Source organism: Pseudomonas sp. SJZ077, assembly GCF_007993905.1.
Classification (GTDB): Bacteria; Pseudomonadota; Gammaproteobacteria; order Pseudomonadales; family Pseudomonadaceae; genus Aquipseudomonas; species Aquipseudomonas mandelii.
Window position 1 is genome coordinate 164,501 of sequence record NZ_VIUJ01000010.1, and the last position, 19,237, is coordinate 183,737.

The window sequence follows — 19,237 nt, forward strand, 5'->3', positions numbered from 1 at the left end:
AGAAGCACTGCAAGACTATGACTGGTCCCCTGCAGAGCTTCTTGGTCACCCGGCGATATCGCGAATGGCGATCTCGCTCATGATGCGTTCCAGCACCTGATCGATGGATAACTCCGTGGAATCCAGCTGTATGGCGTCAGCCGCCGGCTTGAGCGGGGCTACCGCTCGCTGGGTGTCACGCTCATCGCGTGCACGGATCTCATCTAGCAGACTCGACAGACTAACACCATCGACTTTGCCCTTCAACTGCAAGTATCGACGGCGCGCACGCTCCTCGGCACTGGCAGTGAGGAATATCTTCAGCGGCGCGTCCGGAAAAACCACCGTGCCCATGTCGCGTCCATCGGCGACCAACCCCGGCGATTCCTGAAACGCCCGCTGACGCTGAAGCAGCGCCTCGCGTACCGCGGGCAATGCAGCCACCTGGGACGCACCCGAGCCGACGCTTTCCGTACGGATGACATCACTGACTTCGTCACCCTCCAGAATGATGCGCTGCAGTTGACCTTCGGTCGCCGCAATGAACTGCACATCCAGATGAGCGGCAAGCTTTTTCAGCAGTTCTTCATTCGTCAGGTCAACGCCGTGGTTATGCGCAGCGAACGCCAACAGACGGTAGAGCGCACCGGAATCGAGCAAATTCCAGCCCAGACGCTTGGCCAGTATCCCGGCGACCGTGCCTTTGCCAGAGCCGCTTGGCCCATCGATGGTGATGACCGGTGCGATGATTTTCACGACTGAGCCTCTTGTGCAACACGAATGCCGACCTGCGCACAAAGCGCGAGGAAGTTCGGGAACGAGGTTGCGACGTTGGCACAGTCATGGATGCGAATCGGTGCGGTGGCACGCAGCGAAGCAACGCTGAACGCCATGGCAATCCGGTGATCGCCGTGACCGTGCACTTCGCCGCCGCCGATCAGGCCGCCGTCGATGATGATGCCGTCCGGGGTCGGTTCGCATTTGACGCCCAGCGCCAGCAAGCCATCCGCCATGACCTGGATACGGTCCGACTCCTTGACTCGCAGCTCTTCGGCGCCACGCAACACGGTGCGCCCTTCGGCACAGGCCGCGGCCACGAACAACACCGGGAATTCGTCGATGGCCAGTGGAACCAGCGCTTCGGGAATCTCGATACCCTTGAGTTTAGCTGCCCGTACGCGCAGATCCGCCACCGGCTCGCCGCCGACTTCACGCTGGTTTTCCAGAGTGATATCAGCGCCCATCAGACGCAAAATGTCGATCACGCCGGTGCGGGTCGGGTTGATGCCGACGTGCTCGAGCACCAGCTCCGAACCTTCGGCGATCGATGCCGCCACCAGGAAGAACGCGGAAGACGAGATGTCGCCCGGCACTTCAATGTGGGTCGCGGTCAGCTTGTGGCCGGACTCAACCGAAGCGGTCGCACCGTTAACGGTGACCGGATAGCCGAAGCCGCGCAGCATGCGCTCGGTGTGGTCGCGGGTCGGAGCCGGTTCGGTGACGATGGTCTTGCCTTCGGCGTACAGGCCGGCTAGCAGCAGGCAGGATTTAACCTGGGCGCTGGCCATCGGCATGGTGTAAGTCAGACCCTTGAGCTTGTTGCCGCCACGAATGGTCATCGGTGGACGACCTTCAGCGGCGGTCTCGATCACGGCACCCATTTCACGCAGCGGATTGGCCACGCGATTCATCGGGCGCTTGGACAGCGAGGCGTCACCGGTCAGGGTGCTATCGAAGTCCTGCGCAGCCAGCAGGCCCGACAGCAGACGCATCGAGGTGCCGGAGTTGCCCAGATAGATCGGGCCCGGCGCAGGCTTCAAGCCATGCAGGCCGACGCCGTGAATGGTCACGCGACCGTGGTGCGGACCTTCGATCACGACGCCCATGTCGCGGAAGGCTTGCAAGGTCGCCAGGGCGTCTTCGCCCTCGAGGAAGCCTTCGACTTCGGTGACGCCTTCGGCCAGGGAGCCGAGCATGATCGAACGGTGGGAAATCGATTTATCGCCCGGTACACGAATCCGCCCAGTCAGGCGGCCACCAGGTTGAGCCAGGAAAATCAGGTCGTTGGAGTTCATAGCGTCCACATAAGCCCGGCGGGCCAGGATTTTACTGAAATGTTCGCGGGCAACCCGGGCGCGAGTGAATACGCCCAACAATTGGTGCCCATCCCCTGCATCGACCGCGTCGCGCAAGGCGTCGAGGTCGCTGCGAAATGTATCAAGTGTGCGCAGGACAGCTTCGCGGTTGGCGAGGAAGATGTCGTGCCACATGACCGGGTCGCTCCCCGCGATTCTTGTGAAATCGCGAAAACCGCCCGCAGCGTAACGGAAGATCTCAAGGTTTTCATTGCGTTTGGCCAGTGAATCGACCAGACCGAACGCCAGCAAGTGTGGCAAATGGCTGGTTGCCGCCAACACTTCGTCGTGACGCTCGACCTGCATGTGCTCGACATCGGCGCCCAATTCACGCCACAAACGGTCGACCACTGCCAACGCGGCCGGATCGGTCTGATCCAGCGGTGTCAAAATCACTTTATGGCGACGGAACAGCTCGGCATTGGAGGCTTCCACCCCGCTCTGCTCGGAACCGGCAATCGGATGGCCCGGCACAAAACGCGACGGCATGCCGCCAAACGCTTCGGTCGCGGCACGCACCACATTGCCTTTGGCGCTGCCAACATCGGTCAGAATCGCCTGCCCCAGGTCCATGCCGGCCAAGCGGCCAAGCATTTTTTCCATGGCAAGGATCGGCACGGCGAGCTGGATCACATCCGCGCCCTGACAAGCAATCGCCAGGTCTTCTTCGCAGCGATCCACTACGCCCAACTCAACCGCGAGCTTGCGCGACTGCGGGTCGAGATCGACCCCGACCACTTCGCGGCACAGGCCACTTTCGCGCAACCCCTTGGCAAACGAACCGCCGATCAACCCCAGGCCGACCACCACCAGGCGACCGATCATAGGGCCAGCAGGTTGCAGTGCAGTGACATCAACCACGAGCCAGAACCTTGGTCAGCGCCTCAAGGAAACGGCTGTTTTCAGCGGGCAAACCGATGGTGATGCGCAGGTGGTTCGGCATGCCGTAGTTGGCCACCGGACGCACGATCACGCCTTCGCGCAGCAACCCCTGGAAGATCGGCGCAGCCACCTGCCCCATATCGACGCAGATAAAGTTGCCCTTGGAAGGAATCCAGCTCAGCCCCAGCTCACGGAACCCCGTTTCCAGTTGCTGCATGCCGGCTTCGTTCAGGCGACGGCTTTCAGCCAGGTAATCGGCATCTTGCAGTGCAGCGCACGCAGCGGCCAGGGCCAGGCTGTTAACGTTGAACGGCTGACGCACGCGATTCAGCACATCGGCAACCACCGCAGTGGACAAGCCATAACCGACCCGCAGTGCCGCCAGACCATAAGCCTTGGAGAACGTGCGCGAAACCAGCAGATTCGGGTACGCCGCCAGGAAGTCCAGGCCATCCGGCAAGTCGCTGCCCTCGGCGTATTCGATGTACGCCTCGTCCAGCACCACCAGCACATGCTCCGGTACGTCCTGCAGGAACTCATCCAGTGCCTCGGCACCGAACCAGGTCCCGGTCGGGTTGTTCGGGTTGGCGATGAATACCACACGAGTATCGGCATCGATCGCAGCCAGCATGGCCGGCAGGTCATGGCCCCAGTCTTTGGCCGGGACCACTTTGGCTGTCGCGCCGACGGCTTGCGTGGCGATCGGGTAAACAGCAAACGCATGCTCACTGAAAACTGCGTTCAGGCCGGGCGCCAGGTACGCACGCGCCACCAGCTCCAGAATGTCGTTGGAACCGTTGCCCAGCGTCACCTGATTCAGCTCGACGCGGCACTGCTCGGCCAGCAGGGTCTTGAGCGCAAAACCGTTGCCGTCCGGATAGCGGGTCAGCTCGGCCAGTTCGTCGCGAATGGCTGCCAGCGCCTTTGGACTGGCGCCCAACGGGTTTTCATTGCTGGCCAGCTTGATGATTCTGGCTGGATCGATGTTCAGCTCACGCGCCAGTTCGTCCACGGGTTTGCCCGGAACGTAAGGCGAAAGTTGTTGCACGCCCGGCTGCGCCAGAGCGAGGAAGTTGCCACTCATTTGCTACCCCTTAGAGAACTGCTTTCGGGTAAGAACCCAGCACTTTGAGTGCTACTGCTTCCTGACTGATCTTTTCCAGTACACCTTTGATCAACGGATCACGGTGGTGGCCGACGAAGTCGATGAAGAACACGTAGGTCCATTTACCGCTGCGCGACGGACGGGTCTCGATTCGCGTCAGGTCGATACCGTTGTCGTGGAACGGCACCAGCAACTCATGAAGCGCGCCGGGCTTGTTGCTCATGGAGACGATGATCGACGTCTTGTCGTCGCCGGTCGGCGGTACTTCCTGGCTGCCGATCATCAGGAAGCGCGTGGAGTTGTCCGGGCGATCCTCGATTTTCTCGGCCAGGCGGGTCAACCCGTACAAGCTGGCGGCCATGTCGCCGGCAATCGCCGCCGAGTTCCACTCACCCTTGACCCGCTTGGCTGCTTCGGCATTACTCGACACCGCCACGCGCTCGACATTCGGGTAGTGCGCGTCCAGCCACTTGCGGCACTGGGCCAGGGACTGGGCGTGGGAGTAGATGCGGCTGATGCTGTCGGTCTTGGTGTTTTCACCCACCAACAGGTGATGGTGAATCCGCAGCTCGACTTCGCCACAGATGACCATGTCGTGTTCGAGGAAGCTGTCGAGGGTGTGGTTGACCGCGCCTTCGGTGGAGTTTTCCACCGGGACCACGCCAAAATTCACCGCACCGGCCGCCACTTCGCGGAACACTTCGTCGATCGCCGCCATCGGCTTGCTGATCACCGCGTGGCCGAAATGCTTCATGGCGGCGGCTTGAGTGAAGGTGCCTTCAGGGCCGAGGTACGCCACTTTCAGCGGCTGTTCGAGGGCCAGGCACGAGGACATGATTTCGCGGAACAAACGCGCCATCTCTTCGTTGCCCAGCGGCCCCTGATTGCGCTCCATTACGCGCTTGAGCACCTGAGCTTCACGCTCAGGACGATAGAACACCGGCACTTCGCCTTCGGCCAGCGAGGCCATCTTTACTCGCGCAACTTCCTGGGCGCAGCGTGCACGCTCACTGATCAGCTCCAGGACTTTGGCGTCCAGGGCATCAATGCGAACGCGCAGTGCCTTGAGTTCTTGCTCAGACATTAGCCGTGTTCCTTCTCGAACTCTGCCATGTACGAAATCAGTGCGTTGACCGCAACGATGTCGACGGCGTTATAGATGGAGGCACGCATGCCGCCCACGGAACGGTGACCCTTGAGGTTCAACAGGCCACGTTCGTCGGCACCGGCCAGGAATGGCTTGTCGAGACGGTCGTCAGCCAGGCGGAACGGCACATTCATCCACGAGCGATCCGACTTGTTGATCGGGTTGCTGTACAAGCCGCTGGCGTCAATGAAGTCGTACAGCGTGCGCTGCTTCACTTCGTTGAGCTTGCCGATAGCTTCAACACCACCCTGCTCTTTCAGCCACTCGAATACCAGACCGGACAGATACCAGGCCAGGGTAGGCGGGGTGTTGTACATCGAGCCGTTATCGGCCGCGACCTTGTAGTTGAGCATGGTCGGGCACAGGGAACGGGCATGACCCAACAGGTCTTCGCGAATGATGTTCACGACAATGCCGCTCGGGCCGATGTTTTTCTGCGCGCCGGCGTAGATCATGCCGAAGCGCGAAACATCGATTGGACGCGAGAGAATGTCCGAAGACATGTCGGCCACCAGCGGAACGTCGCCAGTTTCCGGGACCCAACTGAATTCCAGGCCGCCAATGGTTTCGTTCGGTGCGTAGTGAACGTAGGCCGCGTCTTTCGACAGGCTCCACTCGTTCTGACCGGGAATGGCGAAATAGTCATAAGGCTTGGCAGTAGCGGCAACGTTGACGCGGCCGTAGCGCGAGGCTTCTTCGATGGCTTTCTGCGACCAGATACCGGTGTCGATATAGTCGGCGGTGCCGCTTTCCGGCAACAGGTTCAGAGGAATCTGAGCAAATTGCTGGCTAGCGCCACCTTGCAGAAACAGCACTTTATAGTTCGAGGGGATATTCAGCAGATCACGCAGATCCTGCTCGGCCTTGGTGGCGATGGACACGAACTCATCACTGCGATGGCTCATCTCCATGACCGACAGGCCCTTGCCGCGCCAATCAAGGAGTTCACCCTGGGCGCGCTGCAGGACAGCTTCGGGAAGTGCCGCAGGACCGGCACAGAAGTTATAGGCTCTCTTGCTCACATCCAATCTCGCTCTGATTTGGTGGTAATCACGCAATAAATCACAACATCAATCGACACAGGGCCCTGCCGAAGCAGAAACCTGCGGGAGCGAGCCTGCTCGCGAATGCATCACCACGGTGTTTCAGAGGTACCGCGGCGCCTGCATTCGCGAGCAGGCTCGCTCCCACAAGGGTTCTCCACTGATATCGAAATTTTCCGTTCGGACAAACAACAAGGGGGCGAATTTTCATCCGCCCCCTGTTTGTCCACTTACTCTTGTGGCTCTTCGTCAGCAGCGGCGTCGAGTTGCTGATCTTCAACCACGTCGTCGATCACGACCTCGCCGTCGAACACCGCCCCCTCTTCACCTTCCAGCTCTTCATCTTCCAGCTCTTCGCCTTCGACTTCCGACGGCTCCTGAACCCGCTCCAGACCGACCAGCGTTTCATCGCTGGCCAGTTTGATCAGGGTCACGCCCTGGGTGTTACGTCCCAGACTGGACACTTCGTCGACGCGGGTACGCACCAGGGTGCCCTGGTCGGAAATCAGCATGATTTCCTCGCCGTCGAGCACCTGGACTGCACCGACCAAGCGGCCGTTACGGTCGTTGCTGACCATGGCGATAACGCCCTGACCGCCACGTTTGTATTCAGGGAACTCGGTGATCGCCGTGCGCTTGCCGAAACCACGGGCCGAAGCGGTGAGGATCTGGCTGCCTTCTTCCGGAATCAGCATGGAAATCAGCTTCTGACCTTCCGGCAGACGCATGCCGCGGACACCGCGAGCGGTACGGCCCATGGCGCGAACGTCGGTTTCCTTGAAGCGAGTGACCTTGCCGCCGTCGGAGAACAGCATGACTTCGCGGCTGCCATCGGTAATGGAAGCTGAAATCAGTACGTCACCTTCGTCCAGCTCCAGCGCGATCAGACCGACGCTGCGTTGACGGCTGAAGGATTCCAGCGGGGTCTTCTTCACGGTGCCTTTGGCAGTGGCCATGAAGATGAAGTGACCTTCGGTGTATTCGTCGACCGGCAGCATGGTGGTGATGTATTCATCACTGTCCAGCGGCAGCAGGTTGACCAACGGACGACCACGGGCCGCGCGGGACGCTTCAGGGATTTCGTAGGTTTTCAGCCAGTACACTTTACCTTTGCTGGAGAACAGCAGCAGCGTGGTGTGGCTGTTGGCGACCAGCAGGTGAGCGATGTAGTCCTCATCCTTCACGCCGGTAGCCGATTTGCCTTTACCGCCACGACGCTGAGCCTGGTACGCAGCCAATGGCTGGGTCTTGGCATAGCCACCGTGGGAAATGGTCACGACGCGCTCTTCTTCCGGGATCATGTCACCCAGGGTCAGGTCGAGACGGGCATCGAGAATCTCGGTGCGGCGCACATCGCCGTATTCGGCGCGAATCACTTCCAGCTCTTCGCGGATCACTTCCATCAGGCGCGTGGCGCTGCTGAGGATGCGGATCAGCTCGCCGATCTGGTTGAGGATCTCTTGATACTCGGCCAGCAGCTTTTCGTGTTCCAGGCCGGTCAGACGGTGCAGACGCAGCTCCAGAATGGCTTGTGCCTGTTCCGGCGACAGGAAGTACTTGCCTTCGCGCAGACCGTATTGCGGATCCAGGGTCTCTGGACGGCACGAATCGGCACCGGCGCGCTCAACCATCGCGACCACGGCGGAAGATTCCCACGCAGTCTTGATCAGCGCTTCCTTGGCTTCCGACGGCGTTGGCGAAGCCTTGATCAGGGCAATGACCGGGTCGATGTTCGACAGGGCAACCGCTTGACCTTCCAGGATGTGGCCACGTTCGCGCGCTTTACGCAGTTCGAACACGGTACGACGGGTAACGACTTCGCGACGGTGACGAACGAAGGCTTCCAGCAGGTCCTTGAGGTTCAGGATCCGCGGACGGCCGTCGATCAGCGCGACGATGTTGATACCGAATACGGCTTGCAGCTGGGTCTGGGCGTAGAGGTTGTTGAGGATCACCTCAGGCACTTCGCCACGACGCAGCTCGATCACGACGCGCATACCGTCCTTGTCGGACTCGTCGCGCAGTTCGGTGATGCCTTCGAGCTTCTTCTCTTTTACCAGCTCGGCGATCTTCTCGATCAGACGGGCCTTGTTCAGCTGGTAAGGGAGTTCGGTGATGACGATCTGCTGACGGCCACCGACCTTGTCGATGTCTTCAATGATCGAGCGGGCGCGCATGTAAATGCGGCCACGACCGGTGCGGTAGGCTTCGATGATGCCGGCGCGACCGTTGATGATCGCGGCGGTCGGGAAGTCCGGACCGGGGATGTATTGCATCAGCTCATCGATGGTCAACTCAGGGTTGTCGATGAGCGCCAGGCAACCGTCGATGACTTCACCGAGGTTGTGCGGCGGGATGTTGGTTGCCATGCCCACGGCGATACCGCTGGAGCCGTTGACCAACAGGTTGGGAATACGGGTCGGCATGACCGCCGGGATCATTTCGGTGCCGTCGTAGTTCGGCACCCAGTCCACGGTTTCTTTGTGCAGGTCAGCCAGCAGCTCGTGCGCCAGCTTGGTCATGCGCACTTCGGTGTATCGCATGGCGGCGGCGTTGTCGCCGTCCACCGAACCGAAGTTGCCCTGCCCGTCTACCAGCAGGTAGCGCAGCGAGAATGGCTGCGCCATGCGGACGATAGTGTCGTACACCGCGGTATCACCGTGCGGGTGATACTTACCGATCACGTCACCGACAACACGGGCAGATTTCTTGTACGGCTTGTTGAAGTCGTTGCCCAGCTCGCTCATCGCGAACAGCACACGCCGGTGCACGGGCTTCAAGCCATCGCGCGCATCCGGCAAGGCCCGCCCGACGATTACGCTCATCGCGTAGTCGAGGTAGGACTGCTTCAGCTCGTCTTCGATATTGACCGGGAGGATTTCTTTGGCCAGTTCGCCCATGAGAAGCTCGATTCCTTTTTCTGGTGAAACTTCGTCACATCCATATGGGACGAACGAAGCTCGCCGCTGCAGGCTGAGTGCCATGCACCGACTTACGACAAATCAACAAGTTGAACCATGGATTTGCGCAGTAAAGACAACCCCGCGGGACTGCCTCGGAAAACGCCGGATGTTATCACAAGAGCCGCCACGCACCTATCCCCCAGATGCGCATGGAGTGTAGTTAGTTGACTGGTGGCAGGCTGAAAGGGGACGAGAGAGGCTTAGAGCCGCTCCGAATGCAGAATTGGCATCTGATTTACGGATGTTTGTTGACTTTTAGGGCCTCATCGCCAGCAGGCTGGCTCCCACAGGATCGGTGTCGATCAAAAAACCTGTGAGAGCCAGCCTGCTGGCGATGTCGATTTACAAGGCGCCGGACGCTCTCAATGCAGACGCTTGCGGCACATCAACAGCGCCATTTTCGCCGTGTCCGGGCGCTCGACGATGCCTTTCTCGGTGACGATCGCATCGATCAGGTCCGCCGGGGTCACGTCGAACACCGGGTTGAACGCATCAACCTCCGCCCCGACCCGCTTGCCGCCGACTTCCAGCAACTCGCGACCATCGCGCTCTTCGATAGGAATCTCGTCGCCGCTGGCCAGGTTCATGTCGATGGTCGAACTCGGCGCCACCACCATGAAGCGCACGCCGTGGTGCATGGCGTTGACTGCCAGCTGATACGTGCCGATCTTGTTGGCCACATCGCCATTGGCGGTGATCCGGTCTGCGCCGACAATCACCCAGGTCACACCCTTGGTTTTCATGATGTGCGCGGCGGCGGAGTCGGCGTTGACGGTCACGGGAATGCCTTCATTGGCCAATTCCCAGGCGGTCAATCGCGAACCTTGCAACCATGGGCGGGTTTCGTCGGCGTAGACGCGCTCGACCATGCCTTCGATAAAGGCCCCGCGAATCACCCCCAACGCGGTGCCGAAACCGCCGGTGGCCAGTGCGCCGGTATTGCAGTGGGTCAGGATCGCCTGCGCGTTGCCCTGGTGCTTGCGGATCAGGTCCACACCCAATTGCGCCATGGTCAGGTTGGCTTCGCGATCGCTTTCATGAATGGCGATGGCTTCCGCCTCCAGCGCCGCGAGAGGATCCGCATCGCCCTTGAGACGATCCAGGCGGTCACGCATGCGCCCCAAGGCCCAGAACAGATTCACCGCCGTTGGACGGGAATCAGCCAGCAATGCGTAATCCTCTTCCCACTCGGCCTGCCAGTCACCACCCTCAGCTATGCGAGCGCGGGCCGACAGCACCATCGCATAGGCCGCACTGATGCCAATGGCCGGCGCGCCGCGCACCACCATCGAGCGAATGGCCTCGGCCACGCTTGCGGCGCTGGTGCAGGCGATCCACGTTTCCTCGAACGGCAAAATACGCTGATCCAGCAGGTACAGGGCGCCATCACGCCAATCGATGGCCTTCACCTTCTCCGCAGCCAACAGTCGATCGCGCATCCCACACCCCGCACTCATGAACAAAAGCCGCCGATTATAGCGATCCCCCCGCGAAGACGCTCGGGTATACTTCGCCATCCTTTACAAAAGCACTGGAACCGACCCTCGATGCCGAACACTGCCGCTGCGCTCGACCTGTTATTGCTGCCGACCTGGCTGGTACCCGTCGAACCCGCTGGTGTTGTCCTCAAAGAGCACGGCCTGGGCATTCGCGATGGGCGCATCGTGTTTATCGGCCCACGAGCGGCTGCGCTGAAGCTTAACGCAACCGAAGTTCGTGAGTTGCCGGACATGTTGCTCAGCCCCGGCCTGATCAATGCCCACGGGCATGCGGCGATGACACTGTTCCGGGGCCTGGCGGACGATCTGCCGCTGATGACCTGGCTGGAAAACCACATCTGGCCCGCCGAAGCCAAGTGGGTCGACGAAGATTTTGTACGCGATGGCACCGACCTGGCGATCGCCGAGCAGATCAAAGGTGGCATCACCTGTTTCTCTGACATGTATTTCTTCCCGAAGGTTGCCAGCGAACGTGTCCATAACAGTGGCATACGCGCACAAATCGCCATTCCGATCCTCGATTTCCCGATTCCAGGGGCCAGCACGGCGGACGAGGCCATTCGTCAGGGCGTCGAATTGTTCGGCGATCTCAAGCACCACGAGCGGATCAAAGTCACGTTCGGCCCCCATGCGCCCTACACCGTGGGCGACGAAAACCTGGAGAAAATCCGGGTGATCGCCGAAGAACTGGACGCCTCGATTCACATGCACGTCCATGAAACCGCGTTCGAAGTGCAGCAATCGGTCGAGCAGCGCGGCGAGCGCCCCCTGGCCCGACTCGGCCGCCTGGGATTGCTCGGCCCGCGCTTCCAGGCCGTGCACATGACCCAGATCAGCGATGAAGACCTGGCGCTGCTGGTAGAAAGCAACACCAATGTGATTCATTGCCCGGAGTCCAATCTCAAGCTGGCGAGCGGCTTCTGCCCGGTCGAGCGTCTTTGGCAGGCCGGCGTCAATGTCGCCATCGGTACCGATGGCGCGGCCAGCAACAACGACCTCGACTTGCTCGGCGAAACCCGCACTGCCGCGCTGTTGGCCAAGGCTGTCGCTGGCTCGGCCACTGCGCTGGACGCCCATCGCGCACTGCGCATGGCCACCCTCAATGGCGCCCGTGCGCTGGGGATCGAGACTGAAACCGGTTCGCTGGAAGTTGGCAAAGCCGCGGACATCGTCGCGTTCGACCTGTCGGGCCTGGCGCAGCAACCGATCTACGATCCGGTTTCGCAGCTTATATACGCCACCGGCCGCGACTGCGTGAAACACCTGTGGGTCGCCGGCAAACAATTGCTCGACGACCGTCGCCTGACTCGCCTGGACGAGGAGCAGCTCTGCGCCACCGCCAAGGCCTGGGGTCAACGCATCAGCGGCCACACTGAACAGTAAGCCTCCCCGGACTGACTTCCGGGGTAACAGGATTTTTCAAGTTTTAGAGGATTTAAACCATGAGCAACGTCGACTACGCCGAAATCGCCAAATTCGAAGCCCTGGCCCATCGCTGGTGGGACCGCGAAAGCGAGTTCAAACCGCTGCACGACATCAACCCGCTGCGGGTCAACTGGATTGACGAACGGGTCAACCTGGCCGGCAAGAAAGTCCTCGATGTGGGCTGCGGTGGCGGCATCCTCAGCGAAGCCATGGCTCAGCGCGGCGCCACCGTCATGGGCATCGACATGGGCGAAGCGCCGCTGGCGGTCGCGCAATTGCATCAGCTGGAATCCGGCGTGAGCGTCGAGTACCGGCAGATCACCGCCGAAGCGCTGGCCGAGGAAATGCCTGAGCAGTTCGACGTGGTCACCTGCCTGGAAATGCTGGAGCACGTGCCGGATCCGTCCTCGGTGATCCGCGCCTGCTTCAAAATGGTCAAACCGGGCGGCCAGGTGTTCTTCTCCACCATCAACCGCAATCCGAAGGCGTATCTGTTCGCCATCATCGGTGCCGAATACATCATGAAGCTGCTGCCACGAGGCACTCACGACTTCAAGAAATTCATCCGCCCTTCCGAGCTGGGTGCCTGGAGCCGCATGGCCGGCCTGACCGTCAAGGACATCATCGGGCTGACGTACAACCCGCTGACCAAGCACTACAAACTGGCGGCCGATGTGGACGTCAACTACATGATCCAGACCCTGCGCGAGGAGTAAGCCGATGCGTATCAGAGCAGTCCTTTTCGACATGGACGGCACGCTGCTCGACACCGCGCCGGACTTCATCGCCATCTGCCAGGCGATGCGCGCCGATCGCGGCTTGCCGCCGGTGAACGACAAGCACATCCGCGACGAGATTTCCGGCGGGGCCAAGGCGATGGTCGCCGTGACCTTCTCCATGGACCCGGAATCACCGGGTTTCGAGGAATTACGCCTGGAGTTTCTGGAGCGTTACCTCGCCGGTTGCGCGGTTCACAGCAAACTCTTCGACGGCATGGGCGAACTGCTGGTCGACATTGAGAAAGCCAACCTGATCTGGGGCGTGGTCACTAACAAGCCGCTGCGCTTCGCCGAGCCGATCATGCAGCAGCTTGGCCTGGCCGAGCGCTCGGCACTGCTGATCTGCCCGGACCATGTCAAGAACAGCAAGCCGGACCCTGAGCCATTGATCCTGGCGTGCAAGATGCTCGACCTGGACCCGGCCAGCGTGCTGTTTGTGGGCGATGACCTGCGCGATATCGAGTCCGGTCGCGATGCCGGCACCAAAACGGCTGCAGTGACCTACGGCTACATTCACCCGGACGACAACCCGCGGCATTGGGGGGCGGATGTGGTGGTGGATCATCCGCTTGAGTTGCGCAAGGTGCTCGATAGCGCTCTTTGCAGCTGCTGAGTACCGCAGATTTTGTGGCGCGGGAGCTTGCTCCCGCTGGGGCGCGAAGCGCCTCCTCTATCTAGAAACGCATTCTGTCAGGCGCACCGTATCTGGTGATTTACGACTGCTTTGCAGTCGAACGCGAGCAAGCTCCCTCGCCACAGTTTCGGTGCCCGCCTTTGTGTTGAATTGTTGTGAGGTTTCTTATGTTTGATTATTCCGCCCGCCCTGAATTGCTCAAGGACCGGGTCATCCTGGTTACCGGCGCAGGTCGCGGCATTGGCGCTGCGGCGGCGAAAACCTACGCAGCCCATGGTGCAACCGTACTGCTGCTGGGCAAGACCGAAGCCAATCTGACTCAGGTCTATGACGAAATCGAAGCCGCCGGGCATCCACAGCCTGCGGTGATACCGTTCAACCTGGAAACCGCGTTGCCTCATCAATACGATGAGCTGGCCGCGATGATCGAAACAGAGTTCGGCCACCTCGACGGTTTGCTGCATAACGCGTCGATCATTGGTCCGCGCACGCCGATCGAGCAGCTGTCCGGCGAGAACTTCATGCGCGTCATGCACGTCAACGTCAATGCCATGTTCATGCTCACCAGCACCTTGCTGCCGCTGCTCAAGCTGTCTCAGGACGCTTCGGTGGTGTTCACCTCCAGCAGCGTCGGTCGTAAGGGTCGCGCGTACTGGGGCGCTTATGGCGTGTCCAAGTTTGCCACCGAAGGCCTGATGCAAACCCTGGCCGACGAAGTCGACACCGTGGCGCCGGTGCGCTCCAACAGCATCAACCCGGGCGCTACCCGCACCAGCATGCGCGCCCAGGCATACCCGGGTGAAAATCCGCTGAACAACCCTACGCCCGAGGAGATCATGCCGGTCTACCTTTACTTGATGGGTCCGGACAGCACGGGCATCAACGGCCAGGCTTTCAACGCACAGTAACAACCGCACGTCGCTTTTTGTACCGCGCCGGGTTCCCGGCGCGGCCCTGAAAGCACCCCGCAAGTGCAGTGGTTTAAGTCAATACGCCGCCGCTCTTTCTGCCTGAAACCCTTCATAAATCCTTCAACTTGTTGATTTTAAAGGATTTTTATTCAAAGGAACTCATTGGCATGACTTTCGCTCTAATTTTGCTCAGACACGCCGTGTGAAAGCAATCGGGCGGACGCCTCAGTCGATAGGTTACTTATATTCGGCAAAGCGGACTAAACTTGCGCCAAATGTCCTACGGGACTGATGGACCAGTATGACGCGCAGCCCAAAGCCGCTCTCACCCAGCCTGTAAGACAGCCTTACTGCTTAGGGGCTCACGCCATATGAAATCACCATCCCAGACCAACGCAATTGACTTCGACAGCGCCAAATTGCAACGCCTGGGCTTTGGTCAGCAACCTCCCATTCTGGAGCGGCCATTCAGCCTTGCACAAGTGCGCCAGCAACTTGGCCAGCAACTGCAGACCAGTCTTGAGCCACAACGCATTCTCGGAATTTTCTTCCGCGAGATTCAACGCCTGGTGCCGCTGGATGCGCTGACTTATCAGCACTCGGCCAGCGACTTGCGTCTGGAATTCGGGCATCGCGGCCACCATTCCGTCACTTACAGCCTCAGCCATGAAGGCGAGAACCTGGGTGAACTGGTGTTTCGCCGCAATCAGCGATTCAGCGACCACGAACAAAGCAATCTGGAATCGCTGCTGTCCACGCTCCTGTTCCCGATGCGTAACGCCCTGCTCTACCGCGCGGCGACGCAAAGTGCACTGCGCGATCCGCTGACCGATACCGGCAACCGCATCGCCATGGATCAGACCTTAGAGCGTGAAATCGAGATGTCGCGGCGCCACTTGATGCCGTTGTCACTGCTCATGCTGGACATCGATCACTTCAAAAACGTTAACGATAATTTCGGCCACAGTGCGGGCGATGACGTACTCAAGAGCGTCGCAGCCTCGATCAAGAACCAGCTGCGCAATGTGGACATGGTGTTCCGTTTTGGTGGCGAAGAGTTCCTGATCCTCCTGTCCAACACCAGTCGGGAAGCCGCCGCCATGGTCGGCGAACGACTGCGGTTTGCGGCACAGGCGCAGAGTTACAAAGCCGATGGCAATCAGATCGAGCTGACGGTAAGCCTGGGTTGCTCGACCCTGCTGCCCGGCGAATCGGCCGATAGTTTGTTGCGTCGGGCCGACAGCGCGCTGTATGTCGCCAAGCGCGAAGGGCGTAACCGGTTGGCCATGGCGGGTTAATCCTTCAGCTGAGCCACATAACTAATGTGGGAGTGGCGGTGCGGCGATCCGACTTGCTCGGATCGCCGCAACGCCGCTCCCACATTTTTTTGCCTGTAATACCTATGGATCAGCTTTCGGCCAATGCCATGCGCTCACGCGCGACCGGAGCCTTTTCAGAGTGTTCCAACTGCATGCAGCGCTCCAGGAACAGGTGCATGTAGTCGTAACTCTTGCAGACCGCCTGGCGCAATTCCACTTGCAGGGATTTGCTCGGGTTCAGGCCCGCCAATGTGCAGATGATTTCAAGCGCTTCCCAGGGATGGGCATCATCGTACTGAGCGTGCATCTTCAACCACTTCATGGCCCGCTTGCGATCTTCCTCCGGGAACGCGGCCGCATAGACACCATTGGAACAGACCAATGCCGACCACTCTCCAGTCGCACCTTCGATGGCGTAGTTGGTCGCGGCAATGGCGACAATCAGCGAATCCGCCGAACTGGTGTGCCAGCACCAGTGGCTCAAGGCGTGAAGTTCAGGTGCAACGTGTTGCGCCTGCAAGTCTTCCAGGCTGACCCCATGGGCCCGACTCCAGTTAACCCAGTAATCGGCATGGTTAAGTTCGACACGAATGTTACGCATCAACCAACGACGCGCCATGTCTTCACCGGGGTGGCGGGCAAAACGAGTCTTGGTCAGGTTTTGTGCCATATATAACGCGAACTGTTCAACGACGGGCCAGCCACCAATAAGGTACTGCCGCATGGTTTTTGCGCCGAGCTTATTGTCTCGCATGCGCTGATACAGTTCGTGTTCGACAACCCGGCGCTTACTCTCGCTGCAGTCCTTGATGAGCTGTTGCGCCCATGCGGGATAACTTGCAGCTTCCATGAGTGGTCCGGTTCGATTGAATGTGTCGATCACTGTCAGGCTCCTTTTGATTGTGATTGTTAGGATCAGCAAGAGATTTCAACGGAACGTGCCGGGCGCCTTGAATAACAAAGGTTGAGGCCGGGCAGGACGACTTTGCAAACTATCGCAGGTAAACAGATGCGGGCGTTCAATGACATACCCTTGAGCGAAGTCGACCCCGATCTCCAGCAATGCCTGCTCGATCTGGGGTGTTTCTACAAACTCGGCAATCGTGCGCTTACCCATGACATGGCCGATGTGATTGATCACTTCTACCATGGCGCGGTTAATCGGGTCGTCCAGCATATCCTTTACGAAACTTCCATCGATCTTCAAGAAGTCTACAGGTAAATGTTTCAAGTAGGCGAATGAGGACATACCGGCGCAGAAGTCATCCAACGAAAAGTGACAACCTAAACCTTTGAGTTCATTGATAAATCTAATTGCACTTCCCAAATTGGAAATTGCACTGGTCTCTGTAATTTCAAAACAAATCATTTCAGGTGGAATGGACCATGCAACAAACTGTTCCCTCAGGAAGTCCAGAAACGCGTCATCTCCGATAGTAGTGCCTGACAGATTAATCGCACACATGGCCAAAGGACCTTTGCGCTCTTCGGCAATACATTGGGCAATGATCTTAAAGACGTTCTGCACCACCCAACGATCAAGTGCGGTCATCAGACCATAACGTTCGGCAGCCGGAATAAAACTGTCCGGTAATATCATGCGCCCGGCTTCATCATGTAGACGCAACAGGATTTCTATATGCCCGCCGCCGTGTTCGGTATGACCAAGGGGTGCGATTTCCTGGGAATACAGGCAAAAGCGATCCTCTTCCAGGGCCATGTGCAGGCGCTGTACCCACGCCATCTCACCGAAACGCAGGGACAGTTCCGAATCATCGGCGTTATACACCTGAACACGGTTACGCCCTTTTTCCTTGGCCATGTAACAGGCCATATCGGCAGCACGCAGTGAAGCTTCGAGGGTGGTCGGGGTTTGCGCGATATGAACCATCCCGATGCTCACCGTTGTGACGAATGGCCGGCCTTTCCACACAAAGTGCAGGTTCTGCACGGTATGGCGCAGGCTCTCGGCAATTTTCTCGGCCGCTTCCGGCGGACAGTCTTCCAGCAAAATCCCGAACTCGTCGCCACCCAGCCGGGCCAGCGTGTCACCTTCGCGCAAGCCTGATTGCAACAGCGCGCAGATATGCCGAAGCAGTTCGTCACCCGCCGCATGGCCGCAGGTATCGTTGACCAGTTTGAACTGGTCCAGATCGAGGAACATCAAGGCGTGGCGCCCAGAGTATCGGGTCAGATTGTGCAGCGCCTGCTCCAGGCGATACTCGAACTCGCGACGATTGGCCAGCCCGGTCAAGGCGTCGTGGGTCGCCTGCCAGGACAGATTGGCGATGTACTGGCGCTCCTGAGTCATGTCATGCAACACCAGTACGGCGCCACTGACCTTGTCGGCGTTGCGGATCGGCGCCCCGACCAGGGTGACCGAGACGGTGCTGCCGTCGAGGCGCTGGATCAGTTTGGAATGCTCGCTGGCGCCGCTGAGCTGACCGCTCAATATGTGCTCGATCAAGGTAAAGCCGTCAGCCTGAGCGTTGTCATCCAGCAGATTGAACAAGGCCGCCAGCGGCAAGCCGATGGCCTGCTCGCCCTTCCAGTGAGTCAACGCCTCGGCCGCCGGGTTCATGTAGGCGATCGCACCGTCGACATCCGTGGTAATCACCCCGTCGCCAATGGATTGCAGGGTGATCTGCGCCCGGTCTTTCTCCAACTGCAAGGCCTCGGCAAAGGCATGGCGCTGTTTGAGCAGTTTGTGGGTACGCATCAGCGCTAATGCAATCAAGCCCAGGGCCGTGGCCAGGTTCGTGACCAGCAGCAGGCGCAGAATCAAGCGCGAGCCCTCGCCCAAGGCATCGCTGAAGGCTGTGGCGGCAGGCGTCACACCATCGTTGATTGCAAAAATCTGGTCTTTCCAGCGTTTGATGTCAGCGTCCGACGCCTGATTTTCGGTAATGCTCCGGTGCATCTCTTGGGCGACGTTATCGAGTTGCACCAGATACGCGTCACCCACCGTCCAGCGGTCGATGGCTTTTTCAAGGTAACTGAAATGCCTGAAATTGAGGTACAGCCAGATCACGCTGGAGACGTCGTCGGGATGATTGCCCCCCTTGAGAATCGCCACCCGTGCGGCTTCGATATTCGGTGGCTGGTGATCCAGCGCCACGCGCAACTCGTGACCACCCTGGGGTACGGCAATGGCGTTCTGGTACTTGAGGAAAATGGCCTCGTCGCGACTGTCCGCGTAGAGATTGAGGTAATAGATGGCGTCCTTCTGGCCCTTGGACCACAGGCTCTCCCCGGCCACATAGCCGCGAACTGCCGAAAGTACATAGAGACTGACCCCGCCCAACAGCGCTTGAAATAGCACTACGGCAATAAATGGCCAGACGATGCCCAATAACCTAGGGGTTCCGAGAGTCCGCTTTTGCTTCATGAGGTCCCTTGTATTAGCACTGCCAGAT

14 protein-coding genes are annotated in these 19,237 nt (G+C 59.5%); 5 read left to right on the forward strand and 9 right to left on the reverse strand.

From position 1 onward, the window contains the following. Positions 1–45: 45 nt before the first annotated feature. The 7 genes from cmk to mtnA form a co-directional block, all read right to left on the reverse strand. Entirely contained in the window at positions 46–735 is a 690-nt protein-coding gene (cmk, locus tag FBY01_RS16945; protein ID WP_010461679.1) for a (d)CMP kinase, read from the reverse strand. Beyond that, positions 732–2,939, reverse strand: a complete 2,208-nt coding sequence (locus FBY01_RS16950) for a bifunctional prephenate dehydrogenase/3-phosphoshikimate 1-carboxyvinyltransferase (protein ID WP_145308729.1) — start codon at positions 2,937–2,939, stop codon at positions 732–734. Before FBY01_RS16950 ends, cmk begins: the two co-directional genes overlap by 4 nt. A 28-nt stretch (positions 2,940–2,967) precedes the next feature. Next, positions 2,968–4,080, reverse strand: a complete 1,113-nt coding sequence (gene hisC, locus FBY01_RS16955) for a histidinol-phosphate transaminase (protein ID WP_010461683.1) — start codon at positions 4,078–4,080, stop codon at positions 2,968–2,970. 10 nt (positions 4,081–4,090) lie between these two features. Next, positions 4,091–5,185, reverse strand: a complete 1,095-nt coding sequence (gene pheA, locus FBY01_RS16960; protein ID WP_010461684.1) for a prephenate dehydratase — start codon at positions 5,183–5,185, stop codon at positions 4,091–4,093. Next, positions 5,185–6,270: a 3-phosphoserine/phosphohydroxythreonine transaminase gene (gene serC, locus FBY01_RS16965; protein ID WP_145308679.1), complete on the reverse strand. Its 1,086-nt coding sequence runs from the start codon at positions 6,268–6,270 to the stop codon at positions 5,185–5,187. The genes pheA and serC overlap by 1 nt, the downstream gene beginning before the upstream one ends. Positions 6,271–6,521: 251 nt before the next feature. Further along, positions 6,522–9,191, reverse strand: a complete 2,670-nt coding sequence (gene gyrA, locus FBY01_RS16975; protein ID WP_010461691.1) for a DNA gyrase subunit A — start codon at positions 9,189–9,191, stop codon at positions 6,522–6,524. A gap of 425 nt (positions 9,192–9,616) precedes the next feature. Then, a complete protein-coding gene (mtnA, locus tag FBY01_RS16980) occupies positions 9,617–10,693 on the reverse strand; it encodes an S-methyl-5-thioribose-1-phosphate isomerase (RefSeq protein ID WP_010461692.1) in 1,077 nt (358 codons plus the stop codon). Between the two features lie 108 nt (positions 10,694–10,801). On the opposite strand from mtnA, the gene FBY01_RS16985 reads away from it, so the two are divergent. The 5 genes from FBY01_RS16985 (at position 10,802) to FBY01_RS17005 (ending at position 15,800) form a co-directional block, all read left to right on the forward strand. Further along, positions 10,802–12,136 (forward strand): TRZ/ATZ family hydrolase, encoded by a 1,335-nt coding sequence (locus FBY01_RS16985; RefSeq protein ID WP_145308683.1) that lies wholly within the window; start codon positions 10,802–10,804, stop codon positions 12,134–12,136. Positions 12,137–12,195: 59 nt separating this feature from the next. Then, complete coding sequence (gene ubiG / locus FBY01_RS16990; RefSeq protein WP_010461694.1) at positions 12,196–12,894, forward strand: bifunctional 2-polyprenyl-6-hydroxyphenol methylase/3-demethylubiquinol 3-O-methyltransferase UbiG; 699 nt, start codon at positions 12,196–12,198, stop codon at positions 12,892–12,894. A 4-nt stretch (positions 12,895–12,898) separates the two neighbouring features. Further along, positions 12,899–13,570: an N-acetylmuramic acid 6-phosphate phosphatase MupP gene (gene mupP, locus FBY01_RS16995; protein WP_077747960.1), complete on the forward strand. Its 672-nt coding sequence runs from the start codon at positions 12,899–12,901 to the stop codon at positions 13,568–13,570. A gap of 188 nt (positions 13,571–13,758) precedes the next feature. Continuing rightward, positions 13,759–14,499, forward strand: a complete 741-nt coding sequence (locus FBY01_RS17000; RefSeq protein WP_007899713.1) for a YciK family oxidoreductase — start codon at positions 13,759–13,761, stop codon at positions 14,497–14,499. A gap of 374 nt (positions 14,500–14,873) precedes the next feature. Next, positions 14,874–15,800 (forward strand): GGDEF domain-containing protein, encoded by a 927-nt coding sequence (locus FBY01_RS17005; RefSeq protein WP_145308685.1) that lies wholly within the window; start codon positions 14,874–14,876, stop codon positions 15,798–15,800. Positions 15,801–15,909: 109 nt separating this feature from the next. Here FBY01_RS17005 and FBY01_RS17010 read toward each other — a convergent pair whose 3' ends face one another. Both FBY01_RS17010 and FBY01_RS17015 read right to left on the reverse strand, forming a co-directional pair. Next, the gene (locus FBY01_RS17010; RefSeq protein ID WP_370654439.1) at positions 15,910–16,671 is read right to left on the reverse strand and encodes a TenA family transcriptional regulator; all 762 of its coding nucleotides are present in this window, start codon (positions 16,669–16,671) and stop codon (positions 15,910–15,912) included. Between the two features lie 78 nt (positions 16,672–16,749). Further along, complete coding sequence (locus FBY01_RS17015; protein WP_145308687.1) at positions 16,750–19,209, reverse strand: EAL domain-containing protein; 2,460 nt, start codon at positions 19,207–19,209, stop codon at positions 16,750–16,752. Positions 19,210–19,237 lie beyond the last annotated feature (28 nt).